The 14,958-nt window shown below is 58.0% G+C and carries 8 protein-coding genes; all 8 read right to left on the bottom strand.

Annotated features, from left to right (window positions below; genetic code table 11):
* Positions 1-943: 943 nt before the first annotated feature.
* Positions 944-3,676, bottom strand: coding sequence for a glycosyltransferase (locus ACW73L_RS20315; RefSeq protein WP_498924390.1), 2,733 nt, complete (start codon positions 3,674-3,676; stop codon positions 944-946).
* Between the two features lie 149 nt (positions 3,677-3,825).
* The gene (locus tag ACW73L_RS20310) at positions 3,826-5,697 is read right to left on the bottom strand and encodes a polysaccharide biosynthesis/export family protein (protein ID WP_498924389.1); all 1,872 of its coding nucleotides are present in this window, start codon (positions 5,695-5,697) and stop codon (positions 3,826-3,828) included.
* On the bottom strand, positions 5,690-6,784 hold the full coding sequence (locus ACW73L_RS20305) for a KpsE/RkpR family capsule polysaccharide export protein (RefSeq protein ID WP_498924388.1): 1,095 nt from the start codon (positions 6,782-6,784) through the stop codon (positions 5,690-5,692). The genes ACW73L_RS20310 and ACW73L_RS20305 overlap by 8 nt, the downstream gene beginning before the upstream one ends.
* A gap of 38 nt (positions 6,785-6,822) precedes the next feature.
* Entirely contained in the window at positions 6,823-8,907 is a 2,085-nt protein-coding gene (locus ACW73L_RS20300; RefSeq protein WP_498924387.1) for an ABC transporter ATP-binding protein, read from the bottom strand.
* Positions 8,904-9,683, bottom strand: coding sequence for an ABC transporter permease (locus tag ACW73L_RS20295; RefSeq protein ID WP_498924386.1), 780 nt, complete (start codon positions 9,681-9,683; stop codon positions 8,904-8,906). Before ACW73L_RS20295 ends, ACW73L_RS20300 begins: the two co-directional genes overlap by 4 nt.
* Before the next feature lie 176 nt (positions 9,684-9,859).
* The gene (locus ACW73L_RS20290; protein ID WP_498924385.1) at positions 9,860-10,873 is read right to left on the bottom strand and encodes a glycosyltransferase family protein; all 1,014 of its coding nucleotides are present in this window, start codon (positions 10,871-10,873) and stop codon (positions 9,860-9,862) included.
* A 711-nt stretch (positions 10,874-11,584) separates the two neighbouring features.
* A complete protein-coding gene (locus ACW73L_RS20285; protein ID WP_498924384.1) occupies positions 11,585-12,823 on the bottom strand; it encodes an acetate/propionate family kinase in 1,239 nt (412 codons plus the stop codon).
* Between the two features lie 14 nt (positions 12,824-12,837).
* Complete coding sequence (glgX, locus tag ACW73L_RS20280; RefSeq protein ID WP_498924383.1) at positions 12,838-14,940, bottom strand: glycogen debranching protein GlgX; 2,103 nt, start codon at positions 14,938-14,940, stop codon at positions 12,838-12,840.
* Positions 14,941-14,958 lie beyond the last annotated feature (18 nt).

Here is a 14,958-nt window from a genome sequence, read left to right as displayed (position 1 = left end):
CATGACTGTTTTTCTTCTCGGACCTGTTTGGAATCAGAGGCTGAAATAAGCACCAAAGTGTGCACGTGAAAAATTACAAAGAACCCAGCAGCCAGACCTTAACCCTGACCCGCGTTGAGGCGATGTCGCCGGTTCCATGGATGTCTGCACGAGGCCTGGCCGAAAAGTGGGCGACAAAGACGGTCGTAGGACTTCACGTTGCTGTGGCATAGAACCTGTTCCCGGCATCCATCGAGAACCCTGCGTGCACGGGTTGCCAACCGGAACTGCTCGTCTCGACCGAGTTCAGCCTTCTTGGCACAGCCCATTACTGCTTCCCGCCAACATTGACCGAACCATTGCGTGAAGATATACCGCCCTTGGGAGCACCGAAACCCAAGCGTTCTCGTGGAAGACAGAAAAACGCACCTGCCCTTCATGCATACCGCGAGTGTCAATACTAAAAAAGCTGTCTTCCCGTCCCTGCCCCATCCCATTCGGCCAAATATTCGTTGAGACGGGCACAGCCGCGTTCCGTTCGTTTGCCAAACGACGGAGGCACTCACCAAATCGCCGGGGCTTGGAGACGACCGCATCAAGCCACGACGCTACCGTTGAGCGAGCAGGAGAAAGCGGCGCCGCCGACTCTTTTGCGCCCCTACTGCCTCCAAAACCTAAGCAGTGACCGGCTGTCGGTAAGCCGAGGCACTGCTGTACCGCGCCGCTCTGTGCCCTGTTCCGCTTGCGATAAGCCTCGGCTGCACCTCGGTGTGGCCCCATGATGGGCCCTAGGGCCTAATTGCTTCACAGGACCACACGAACCGCCGCCGGCGATCAGAACGCCTAGCGAAGCCGTCTGTGAAACGGGGGTTTTGCCTAGACAGCGTCGGTGAAGCTCATCTCTGCGTGGTTAGACATCGCTTGACTTCACCCCCGGGAGCCAGACGTCGCGAGGAGGTCAACTTCACCTTAGATTCCCGTTGGCTGGTGCGCCGATTTCAGGAATCGGGTGAGACAGTTGACTCCCGACGCGGACATCAAGCGTATCCTTGCCAATCATTCCAGTAAGATGACGAACCCGATCACCCTGTAGCAGACTCTCCCGAAAGGACAGAAACCGCTGATTGATCTCGGTCGGATTCCACGCAAGTGTCAACGGCATTAAATAGTCATCGACGCTGAGCGCATGCATCCGTGAAGCGATTGCTCCTATATCGAATGCGAAAACCGGGTGCGAATAACGCAACGCGATCGAAAGCGTGTAGCTATAGGTCTCAGGCCATACGTAGGGCAACCAGACGCAATGCGGCGCCAACTCAGCCAAGCCGGCGTCCGCAAACTGATCGAGGTAGCGCCCCGTGATGGTGACTCCCTCTCGCCGGAGCGCAAGGTCGTTGAGCGTATAGCCATAGACCACGAGTTCCAGCGGCAGGCCTCTCTTCTTGATGTCCCTCGCACATGCCAAGAGCACATCATAACCTTTTACTTTGCTAATGGCCCCTATCACGACAATGCGTAGCGATGCCCCATCCGCCAAGGCAGGTTGCCTGATGTCGGCTGGAAAGGTCTCTCGCGGCTCATGCGGCTGCACATCCACCCGCAATCCGCGAAAGTGCCGTGTCAGGCGTCTAGCCACATCCTCGTCTGGGACCACGACCGAGTACGCACCCGCATAAAGCTCTCTATAGAGTGCCCGCCATTCCCTTATCTTCATTCTGCCAAAGTCCGAACCGTTCAACGCAATACATCGATCACAGACTTTTTCCTCTGGCTCACCACAATAAACCCCCGTCGCGTCGACAAGATTCACGCGCGGACAGACACTCGTATAGTCATGAACCATAACTCTCAGTCGAGCGTTGATTTCCGTGGCCACTTCCAGGAGCACTCTACCTGCTTCAGGACCGAAATCAATCAAATGATGGATGTGGATTTCCGTGATACCGAGATTGGTCAATAGTTCCGACAGGGCCGATCGATCCCGCAGCGCTAGGTGCTTCAGATTTGGCAAGGAATGGACATCGGGATGCACTACGCTGACGTGCTCGCCGTCCGGCAACGGGCGCAAGAGATAAATACCCTTGTTTTCGCCCCTGAGGCGCGCCGCGTCCTCAAGTAGATGGCGTTCCGTTCCTCCACCTCGAGCGTGGTTTACCAAAAGGACGTTGGTCTCAGCTTTCAGGCGACCCAAACGCGCGAGATCAAGCCGGGAACGGGCACCGGCTAACGGATCGACACTGATGAAGCGCTTGACATCGGCGTGATAGTTTGGATGCCGCCTTCGCATCGTGGCCATCGCTCGCTTGATGCGATTGGCCCGCTCGCCTTGGAAGGAAGCACTTCCCCAATGCCGGACGAACACGTCACAGGCCACCAGATTCGTCCAACCATGACGGATGGCGCGCTGACAAAAATCGTTTTCCTCGCCATAGCCCCGCCCGAAAGCCTCGTCATCGAATAGACCCACGTCATCTAGACAGGCCCGCGCTATGTACATGCAAAAACCGACGCCCGTAGGGGCCACAACCACACGACCTCGATTGACCTCACTCGCCAAACGATCCAGCTCCTCGTATTCGATCTCTATCGGATAAGGATTATCCTGCAGGAAGACAGGATAACTGCAGATCGTCGCGTTATTCGACAGCGGCGTGACCGTACCAACATTGGCATTTCTAAAGGCAGCAGCACGCAGACGGTCGAGCCAGTCGCCGTAGACCTCGGTATCCGAATTAAGAAGGACGATGTCTCTTTCCTTATTGAGCTGCATTCCGCGGTTGGCGGTCTGCACGAATCCGAGGTTCTCGTCATTATGGAGCAGCCGAAACAAACCCCGGCCCGCAAGCGTAGTCAAGGTTTCGACCAAGTCCTCGTCAGGACTGGCATCGTTGATCACCGTCAATTCAAACCTTGTCTGCTGCCGAGCCCGCAGCACACTGTGCAAGCACCGCAAGGTTACTGCCGCACCGGCATAAACCGGCACAACAACGTCGACGGCAGCGTCGCGATCCACCGCGTTAGGTAGTACATCCCAATCGTCCAGCCACGGCATAGTCGGTGTCGGCTGATCCAACTCAGAAAGTGTCGAACCCAGCGTGGGCAATGGAAGACGTCCCTCGTACTGTCCCTGACGAAGGTAATGGATCAGCGGGTTAATAGCCCATTCTCGCAGCTCCGGGTTACTATCGAGATAAAATGCCGCATCGAACCTCGGGGACGGCGATCTTCCCTCGCCCCCTCCCCAGCGAACGAAGTGAACGAGCGGATCAACTCCAGCGCGCAGAACGTCTTTGTTTCTGGACAAATAGTACCCAAGATCAAACCAGGGACTAGGAGAAATCCCTCGATAGCGTCCTACGTAAAGGTAATGCAGGAGACGATTTGTCCGTCTAGACTGTTTGATACCTGCATGTTCCGCATAGTAAATTGGATCAAAGAGCGGCATCGGCCAGCGCCCCTCGAAATCGCCATATTGCGCATAGTGACGCAATGGGGGCACGCCGGCGGCAGCGACATCCTCGTTCTGCTCAAGGTAGTACGCTCGGTCGAATAAGTCGTGGCGCTTCAGCACCGAGATGACAAGGGAAAAGTGGAGCCGCCGCAGCCCAATTATTCCTAATGGCCGTCGCAACCCGGCGACGACCAGGTAAACCAGCAGTCCCCCAACCGATTTAAGTCTGCGATGCAGCGGCGACATCACCAGCGCCCTAATTGAATGCGCTGAAACCTCGCTACAGGCTCAATTGTCGAGGCGCAGTTTTTCATCGACCCTCCAAAATCAAGCGAATCACACTTTCTCAGCGCGAGAATACTATGGCTGCCAGCCGAGTCCCTTGGTGCACTAACCTAAAGCACAACACGCGCTGCAACGCCTAGGTAAAACAGAATCTGGGCGATGGTGCGTGCAAACTCCCAGTTTTTCGTATCCACCTTGGGCAGCACCATGATTTCATCTCCTGCCCGAATATCGCTACCGTCTCCCTCCGAAAATGTGCCATCCTGATGCACGACGACAATGCGGGAGTTATCGGCATTCTGCGTGTACCCCCCTGCCTGTTCGACATAATCATCGACTGAGGTATTGGCGGCAAAGACCAGTGCGGTGGGGAAGACGACCTCACCGTGCACCATTACGAGATTAGTGGCTTCCGGAATCCGAATGATGTCACCATCCTCGAGTAGAACGTTCGGCACATCCTGCTTAGGCCCGAGAACGATCTGGCCGATAGGTTGGATATCTTTCGCCCGCGCAATGTATTGCAGTGCTAGCTGCGCGTCCTTCTCGCGCAGCACGGACTCTTCCTGTGTCGAGGAACGGGGAGTCAGTACCATCGCTTGGAGCGTTTGCAGTGACTTGTCGAGCATTTCTTTCTGTCGAACTGCAACCGACCGGCGAAATAGCTGGACCGCTGCCGCATTCGCCTGAGCGGCAGGTTTCGTTTTCGCAAACGCATCTCTTAAACGAGCGCCGTAAGGCAGAACCAGGGCGTGTTGCCCAAGGTTCGCACCTTCAATTCGAACGAGGATAGTTCCAGGGTATTTATCCGATGTGAAGTTGACCTCATCCCCGTCCTGTATCACGACATTGCCGAGATCCGCGAGCGCGTGGTATTCGCTGCGAAGCTTGGGGCCTTCCTTGCGTACGATGCTTAGATGAGTCGCGCTGGGCTTCGGACGGGCAACCGTCAACAGAGACGACGCGTTGATCTCGGGACGGATTAGTTCAAACTGGAACGGATTCATGACTTCGCCCGACACACTGATACTGTACTTCCGCTGACCAACGACGATGGTGTCGCCGTCAACCAGCTGCAAAGGATCTATCCTGCCATCGAGCAAAAAATCATAGAGATCAAAGGCCGCACGCACCCTTCCGCTGCGCAATACCCTCACGTCGTGGAAGCTACCGCGCGCCAGATCGATCCCGCCGGCGGCATCCAAAAAATACAATACTGAATCGGATGACAACCCTGCATACAACCCCGGTTGAGTCACGAACCCAGTCACGTACACCTTCACCTGCTGGGCGGCCGTCGTCGATGCGTAGACACCCACATTGGCGCGATACACCCGGCGAACGTTGGCCTCCACATGCCGGTTCAATTCCGCGTTCCGCACGCCGAGTACATGCACCGGCCCTACATTCGGGATGAAGATATTGCCCTGGGGATCTACCGTGACAGTGGATTCGAAAGTGAACGCCCCCCACATGCGGATGGCGATCTGATCGCCCACGTGCATCTGGTACTCGGGATTGAAACCAGTGAACTGCTCGGCCTTGAAGCGGCCGTTAAACATATTGCTACCGAAAACTTGTGGGCGCGCGAGCGGGGCGGTCATCTGTACGGCCGCCGCCGGCGGCAAGCCGCCCGAAGGCTCGGGCGAACTGATTGGCGCGAGCGGCCCCAGAAACCGGCTGAACAAAGCGGACGGCGCGGTCGATGTCGATGGAGTCGCCGACGGCGCGGTGGAAACCTCTGGAGACAAGAATGCGCCGGCGCCACCGCCGGACGAGGAACCGCCCCCCTGCGAACTGAGATTTTGTATTGCCTGGGATGCCTGCACTGGAGAGCCCTGTGCCCAGATGCCCGGAAGCCAAAGCCCCAGGGCGAGCCCGAGCAGCGCCATACTCCATGCACGGCTGGCTGCTGGAATGCCGAATGGAAAACGGACGCATCGGAAATGTTTCGGCATTATCAGCGAACCCGGTTCAATCATGATGATCCTCTACGGAGGCAACAACCAGCCGTGCAATCCCATAAACGACAAAGCAGACTACGAATAACGTCGCCAGATCATACACCCGTCGGGGGTACTGTGCTATCTGCGGCAGAGTAGGTGATGCGATAACAATCAGATGCTTAAGCTCCTGGCTTGTATCCATTCGGACCTTCTCCAGGGTCTGAAGACTGGCCCGATAAGCCTCCTCGGCAAACCCGGCGTCCAGGGTTAAATTCTGAAAGTCCGCGGCCAACCCGGCCAAGCGCTCGCCTTCGGTCGAGGCAAGGCGCCGCCGCTCTTCATCCAACTGGGCCGAGGTCGCCTTGATGCGATTCTTTCTTGCGATGACCTGAAAGGACTTGTCGTTCAAGAAAGTCAGCTCATTCTTCAACTCGGCCTCATCCCTCGCCAGCATCGACTCCAATTCGTTCGTCAGACCCGCCTTTGCCTGCGCCTGCGCTACCGGATCGAACAGGCGATTGCGGTTCTGGAACTCGATCAGCTTCTGCTTCGCGGCAAAGTAACGCTCTCTCACGCGCTCCACCTGGGTTTCGGTAAACTCCATTTCCTCACGCGCCATCTGGTGTGAAATCTCGTTGACGAACCGCTCGCTCTCCGCCAGAAGCTCTTGGTTTATTCGCTGCGCATCCTGTGCCGTAAAGCCCTCAACCGAAATATTGAGCAGCGACGTCACACTGTCGAGCGTCACCGACACTCGGTTGCGGTAATACCATAGAAACCATTCCTGACTCGTACCGGGGAACAGCTTGTATGGGAGATCCCATGTATCGCGCTCATATAGACGACGTAACCCCAGCTTCTCGTCCAAATGGTTCAACATATCGAGAGACAGGATGTACTCCGTCAGATACAAAACCTCGGCGTTCGCGGAGGATGCCGAAACACCTGCTAGGGATACCCCTAATGACTGCGGCAAGGGTGCGCTATCCTTCGCTTCGCGTACCGTGATGATGGACTCGCTGACATAACGGTCTGCGGCAATGAATGCGTAGTAGATCGCAGCAGCGGACATTGGCAGCCAAATGAGTAGGGCAGCCAGGCGACTGGGGTACTTCAGTTGCATAAGGTGCGATCCGAATCTCGGTTCTTCTTTGTCTGCCTTCAGGGTTGGCGTCCGTCACCCGTCCGCAGCCCCTTGACTCTCGGGTTCTTTCGGGTTCGCGGGGACCGGGAGCCATCGACATCCGACTTCGGCTGCAGATCACGCTCCTCTGGAAGCCCGACGGCCTCGCTTACCGCAGCAAGCCGCAGGCGTTTAGCGTCATCCTCAGCCCGCTTCTCTCGCAGTCGCATCCTCGCAACCACATGTTCGCGCTTCACCGCAGCAGCATTTTCGCTCTTGGAGATCTGCCGGGGCTTCTCAGCACGCTCGCCATGCCGAACAGCGCCTGGCTTCGCGTCCCGCGCTTGACGCGCGCTGCCTTCCTTGCTCGCGTCCCCCGCCCCTTCCGCTTTCCCTCTGGACGCGCTTCTGCGCCGCGCTGGCTTGCTGGCCGGCCCTTGGGGTACCTCAACAAGACCTGCCAGGTCGCTCGCCTGGCGTCCGGCAAACCGGTTCGTCGCGTCTTTGGTACCCGCCTGTCGGGCTCTGCCCGACCTGCCACGACGCGTCGCGGCCAGCAACGACCCCGCGTCCAGAGACGAGGCTGGAGATCCCGCCTTTGCCTCGGACGCTTCCGGGCGGCGACGAGGGCTCCGATTCCGCAAGGTGGCTCCGGGTGCGGTCCCTGAGGCTCCGTCCGGCTGCGCCGCCCCCCCGACTTCTCCCGCGGACACCCTGGCCAGGGCGCGGGACTCAGAACCCGAAGTCTGCCGACGAACGTCACCGCGAAACTGCCTCTCTGCGGCTCGCGCCTTTCGCCCGCGCTCGGCATCGGGATCGCGCGGACGCTCTTGCGGGCCATCTTCATAGAGGGCGGTGCGCGTCTGCGGCCGGCGGCGCTTTCCCTTAGCCGTCGTCCCGCTCGCATCGTCCATCTGACCGACTGCGGTTGTCACCCCGGAAGGGATATCGCTCCCATTGCATTTCGTTCCCCCTTGCTGAGCGCTCGAGGCGCTGACTTGAGCTTGCTTACGCCGAACACCGGCGCGCCCTTCACGACGGCGGGCGCCGCCGGCGTCTCCTTCTCCTGTAGCCGACCCCGGATCCCGAACGCGCCTGCCTATACCTCGGCGCCTTGACAGCCCGCCTGGTTGACCAAGGGACTGTACAGCGCGCCCTGTTGCCGGCGCGACAACCGGGTCAGTCGCTTCGCCGCGTTGCAAATGCGCGGTCGTCGCTGACTTCGCCCGTGCGGTCCGCTTAGCCCGCCGCCGCTCCACGCGTCGCTTAGCTGTAGTCGACTCCCCTTCTGCCGCGTGTTCACGGCCTTCTTCCGACGGAAACGCTGTCTGTTCAGGCGACCGGAATGCCGGCGGCAGCGCGACTTCCGATCCCCCCCCCACCGTCTTGCGCGACGCAGTACCGTATGGGACCTTTTCCGAGCGGCTGTTGGATGAGGCATTGCGACTTTTTGGGGGCCGATATCCCGGCCCTTGATAGGCGCGAATGCCCTCTTCAAGATTCACGTATGCGGCCAAGACACCATCACTCAGAACGACCACCTCGTCGCAAAACTCCCGGACCATTTTCATGTTGTGAGACACGAGCAGTATATTCGCGTACTTCATTTTCTCCCGGAGGATCGCGCGACTCTTTTCTTTGAAAGCGGTATCGCCAACGGCAGTCACCTCATCGATCAGGTAATAATCAAAGTCGAAGGCCATCGTCATGGCAAATACTAAGCGAGACCGCATTCCACTAGAATACGTCTTCACGGCTTTATCGAAAGCCTTTCCGAGTGCCGCGAAGTCATTGACGAACGACAACTTCTCGTCCATCAGACGGCCTTCGATCCCCAGGATACGACAGACGAATTTAACCGTATCGCGGCCCGAAAGCGTCGCCTGCGCGGTGCTGGCAAAATTCACCGGCCAAGACAGACGCTTGCCACCCGTTGTGATCGAACCCGTATCCGGGTCTTCGACTCCACCCAACATTCGAATTAGGGTTGACTTTCCAGCTCCATTAGCGCCCAGCAGCGCTATGTTCCTGTCACCATTAAAGGTGAAGCTGAGGTTGCGGAAAACAAAATGGCGGCCAGCATTAGTCAAATAGGACTTGGTGACATTTCTGATCTCGATCATGCTTCAAGCGACTGCGTGCGCACTCGAAAGGCTCTTAAGCCGACAAAAAAAATTCCGACTGTTACCATTACCACGTAGAAACTCCCTACTGTGTACGGCATGGGATAGTTTTCAAAGAAACTATGCCTAGAAAGCTCCACAATCCGAAGTATCGGGTTCCATAAGAGAAATTCCGCGACGGCCTTCGGCACAATGTAAAGAGGATGTATAATTCCAGAAAGAAAATAAAGCGGCATGAAGGCCAGCCGGACGAAAATTCGCAGTTCCGGCGCTATCCGACACATAACATGAAGCAGGAGACCTAGACCAAAGCCCAACGGAATAACGCCAACCAAAAGGGCTATTAACGCCAGTGGATTGTTCGGCACAATATCGTAGCCCCACCATCCAAGAACGACCAAGATCGTCACGTAAGACCATATCGCGATCGTAAACTCGATGATGATACGAGACAAGAAAATGTCGAGAGGCTTCACTTGGCGATAAACCAGTACCCCCTTCTCAGCCCTGAATCCATCCATGGTACGCAAGGCTGTATTTTTGAAAAGAAGAAATGGAACCAACCCAACCAATAGGAACACCGGAACGTCAATAATTATCTGGCCACGATCCCTGATAAACCAAAAAATTAGCATTATTCCCGTCAAATGGAGCAGAGGCTCGACGAGCACACGCAAAATCCCTACCCGATGACGCCCAAATCTGGACTTTAGCTCACGCAGCAAGAGAGCAGACAACACGGCCTTCTGAATCTGCCAGGAGGTTCTGTGTTGCAAACGGGCACCTCGTAACTATAAAGAGTGATTGGCTTCGACCATTTCAGCGATGCGCCATAATCTATCACTTCCAGGCGACGCTTGTCAGCCCTAAGCGACAAAGCGCTTAGCGAGTCGTCGCGCCGTGTGTCGACCTTTTTCACGAATTGGCAGCGGCAATCAGAGCTTGCCGCAATTTAGGTAAGGAGGTTTTGAACATCAGAGGCGAGCCCCGACACCCTGGCGCGTGCATTCTCTCGCATTAACGTGCGCCGTTCCCCGGAAGAGGCTAAATCCAGGATTGCAAGGCGCCAGGAATCTAACTCGTTATCTACCAGAAGGCCATCCGTTCCCGAGCGAACAAAGTTGGCGTAGGGCGCCGTGTTGGTATATACGCCAACCGCACCCAAACGGGTAATGTCATAGAACTTCGTGTGCGAGCGCCCCCTATTGAACTTGCTGTCGATCAATGGCGCCAGTCCAATATCGAACTGGACTATGGAAAGCGACTCCACAAACGTGGGCCATGGCACCGGATGGAAGCAAAGAACCCTTGGGAATTCCTGAAACAGCTTGCGGATCTTTCCACCCCCAAAAGTTACAAAAGTCAACTCATTGGAGCTCTCCTGAAGGGACTTGACAAGTTCCTTCAACCAAACGAATTCCCTCCAATGCGCGGCAGTACCTGCATAGAAATAGGTAATAGGTTTGCTGCACTCGCTCTTATTCAGGATAGGTCTTGGATCAAGCACCGAAGATGCAGGCAGACCATATCTCTCGGCAAGGTATATCGTAGACACCCAGATCCGGCTGCAGAGGGATGAAAGCAGGCCTCGCTGCGCCTGGAATAGCCGCAGAATCTTGTACCGATACCGCAGAGGTAATCCGGGAATCTGCAAAACGGACATCAGATCGTCATCGAGAAAATAGGCCACACCGGTCAATTTGGATTTCGCTCTTTCCAAGTGCCGGCCCCAACTCGACGTCAGATAGCGCACGATGACAACGAATGTCTGATTGGGAATCGTAACCGCTCCGGGACGCGTAACCTGCATATCCACGGTCTTGACTGCAGCCGCATCGAACGAGGCGATTCGCGGCTTGATATAGTAATCCGTGCTGGGATTACTACCATATTCCAGGATGAGGACCGTGCGCGTCGGTAACCGCTCGTAGTGTCCTCTCGGCCGGAAAAGCGGATCTGTGCCCAAGGAATCCTCAAAGTTCGTCGGCGACCCTAGCCTACTCGACATTGAACCGCCGGTACCGCCATCCCACAAGACGCCCGTTAGCGTGCGCTCCCGGCCCAGCGTCTCCGCACGGATTCTAACAGAAGCCATCCGACTGCAGTGGACTCATCGTTTGAGGCCCCTATCGGTCGTTTCCGCTCCCTTATTCGGCCAGAGCCTACGGTTTGCAGGGACGAGGAACACCGTCAGTCAACGACATCGGCGCCAGCCTGTGGCTCCAAGACACAAAACGGGGTTGGCGCGCGAGACCACGCTGCGCCAAGCTTGTGGCGCAGGCTCTGTCACGCGGCCTTCGGGCCGCTTGACCCTACCGGAACTTCGATCGCGAGCGCCGGCTCTCGTGCGTCCGTTTGGCGCACCCGATCTTAAGGTGGCTCAAGGGTCGGCAACAGGGACTTGCGAAGCGCTGTTTTGACCCCCTGGGGGCGACACTAAGGGTGGCAATCGACATGGGAAGGGCAGTGAAGCCGGACCCTCAGTAACGTCGGTCGAAGCGAACCGGCGGCGCGCGGGTCTGGCGGTTCGGTCGCACCCACTCGCTGCGGCACAGAGCCAGGACATCCCGCAGCCAGAAGTGATGTACCCGCCGAGCGCCGGCGCAGCCGGGATGGATGCCGCCGAGCAGCGGCAGGCGGAGACAGCGACGTCAGATGTCGATCGTTCGTCCGCGTGTCAGGACCCAGTCGGCGCGACCACTCGCATCGCTTCCCGCGCTATCTGCAATTCCTCGTTGGTTCGGATGACTAGGACTCTAACCGTCAGTTCGCTACGGCCGATTTCAAAGACGATGCCTGACACGGCATCGTTCCGTTGCACATCGAGCCCGAGACCCAGAATGTCCAGTCCCTCGCAGATCTGGAGACGAATTGCCGGCGCGTTCTCGCCGACCCCTCCAGTAAACACGACCGCATCCATCCCCCCAAGCGCGGCCGCATACGCACCAATGTATTTTTTTACGCGGTAGCAATACAGGTCGATCGCCAGCCGCGCGTCTTCGTCACCAGCATCACTGCGCGCCAACAAGTCACGCATGTCATTCGATCCGCATAAGCCGCGGAGTCCGGATTCGCGATTCAGCATGCGATCAATGTCCTCCGGCGGTAGCTCCCGGACTTTTTGCATATAGAGTGCGATCGCGGGATCCAGGTCACCGCTACGCGTCCCCATGACCAGCCCTTCCAACGGTGTGAAACCCATGGACGTATCGATGCAGCGGCCACCTGCGATGGCTGCCGCACTGGCGCCGTTTCCAAGGTGGAGCGTAATCAGGCGCAGCTCCGCGATGGGTCTCCCGAGGTGAACGGCCGCCTGTTCGGCAACATACTGGTGTGAGCTGCCATGGAAACCATACCGCCGGATGCCATCGCGTTCGTACCAATCCTCCGGAACGGCGTAGCGGTAGGCATGCGGGGGCATCGTCTGATGAAATGCGGTATCGAAGACTGCCACCTGGGGAAGCTTCGGAAACCGCTCCCGACATACTCGGATCCCAACCAGATTCGGTGGATTATGGAGCGGCGCGAGCGAACTGAGAGCGCGGATCGACCCAATCACCGTCGGCGTGATCAGCGTCGGCGCCGAAAACGATTCACCGCCATGCACAACGCGATGAGCAATTGCGACGATTCCCTCGCCGCCCTCGAAGCCCGGCGACGCACGCAGCGCCATATCAATGTGATGGAACGCCTCACGATGATCGGCGGCGTCGATCTCTGCCATGCACGGCGCTTCGGAAGCGGCTGCCGAAGACAGGCTCCGATGCTTGATCACCGGCGCCGTCTCGCCGATCCGCTCGACCACTCCCCCGGCAACAAATTCGCCTTGCGGCATCCGCAGCAACTGGTACTTGATCGACGAACTACCGCAGTTGATGACGAGCACCGAGCCCTGATCGCCCTCCTCGGCTCGCATTGCTACTGCCTCCCTCAGCGGGCTTCCAGCACGACCACACTGCGTGGCCCGGCCGGATAAACCGCCCTCCGGTAAGGCTTTTGGACCGAAGGTTCCAAGACGTCATCCGGAGAATTCCGCGCCGTGTCGACGGCAAGATGCCAAACTCGCCCGGGGATGACCGGCAACTCAACGTCGCGCTGGGCCTCACACATGTTGAAGATGATGTGCAGGTCTTCTTCCTGTTCCCCAATCCCCGCCAGGGTATAGGCCAGCAGCCGCGCCGTGGGGTCGTCCCAGGCTGGCTCCTGGAGACGCGTGCCGTGCCAGGCTACGTCAGGGACATCACGACCGGCCACCGGCTTACCGGTCAGAAAGCTGTTTCGCGTCAAACTGCGATGACGCCGCCGCAGCCGTATGATCTGTTTCACGAAGCGCAGCATTCCCGGCTCCGTCGTGACGCGCTGCCAGTCGAACCAGGACAACTCATTATTCTGACACCAGCCGTTGTTGTTGCCTTTCTGGCTGCGCAGCACCTCATCACCCGACAGTAACATCGGCACTCCCAGGCTCAGCATCAGGATGCCAATGAAATTCTTCGCTTGCCGGTGACGTAGCGACACGATTTCCGGATCTTCCGTATCGCCCTCAATACCGCAGTTCCAGCTGAGGTTATGCTCACAGCCGTCCCGATTGTCTTCACCGTTGGCGAGGTTGTGTTTGCCGTTGTAGCTAACCAGATCATACAGGGTGAAGCCATCGTGGCAGGTCACGAAGTTGATACCGCTGACCGGCGGTCTCAAGTCATCGGCATACAAGTCGCTGCTGCCGCTGACGCAGCTGGCCACGTCACCGATCAAACCCGGATCGCCCCGCACAAAGCGGCGAATCACGTCGCGATAACGACCGTTCCATTCGGCCCAGCGCATCCCCGGAAACGAACCGACATGATAGAGACCGGAGGCATCCCAGGCCTCGGCGATCAGCGGGACATCGGCCAGTACCCGCGAGAAGGCGATGCTCCATGGCAATGGCGGATTCGCCATCGGCACTCCATCCTCGCCGCGCGTGAAGACGCTGGCAAGGTCGAAGCGGAATCCATCGACGTGCATTTCCTCGACCCAGTACTCCAGGCAGCGGACGATGTACCAGGTGACCAGCGGGTGGTTGCAGTTGACCGTATTGCCACACCCGGTGTAGTCGCGGTAGCGGCTCCGGTCTTCAGCATCGAGGTGATAGAACAGTTCGTTGGCCAATCCCTTGAAGTTGATCGTTGGACCGTCGGCTCCACCTTCTGCCGTATGATTGAATACAACGTCAAGGATCACGCCGATCCCGGCCTTGTGCAGCTCGCGGACCAAGAGCTTGAACTCGGACGGGTGAGTGCCGAGTTGCGGGGTTACGCAATAGCGCGGGTGCGGGCTATAGAAGCTGTGGGTGCTGTAGCCCCAAAAATTGCGCAGGCCGCGCGCGAGCACATTCGGCGGCGCGTCCTGTTCGTCGAACGCCATGACGGGCAGCAGCTCGACGTGGGTGATGCCAAGTTCCTGCAGATAGGGAATTTTTTCGATCAGTCCGGCAAAGGTTCCGGGATGTTGCACTCCCGAAGACGGGTGCCGCGTCAGCGCGCCGACGTGGACTTCATAGATGACCGCGCCTTCGAGGGTGCCACCGCGCCGTCGATCCCCTTGCCAGTCGAATGAGCGGTCCGCGACGACGGCCCGCATGGAGGTGCGGCTCTCGTCCTCCGGATCCTGGGCTCGGACGCGGTCCCACAGCACATCGGTCACGGCCTCGGCAGCTGGGCTCAGGAGTTCCTTTCTGGGGTTGAAGCGCCGCCCGGTGGCGGCGGTGTCGTTCGGACCATGCACGCGCCAGGTGTAAAACGTGCCGACTGGCAGTGCCTCGACGAATACATGCCACAAGAAAAAGGTGCGGTGCTCGGGTGGATTCAACGGGACGATCTGAAACGGCTCCGGATCATCCGCGGCCCGATACAACAGCAGTTCGACCGCGCTTGCATAGCGACTGAACAAACAGAAATTGACGCCCTGCTCTTTACACAGGGTGCCAATTGACTCCGGACTCCCCTTCGCAATGCGGTAGTGACCCCCGCTCGAGACTGACCGCTTGGCCACCACCCATCATCCCCCTTC

The sequence above is a fragment of the Methylolobus aquaticus genome, from assembly GCF_054172105.1.
The sequence above is the reverse complement of the archived record's forward strand: the minus strand, read 5'-3'. Positions and strand labels throughout refer to the sequence as shown.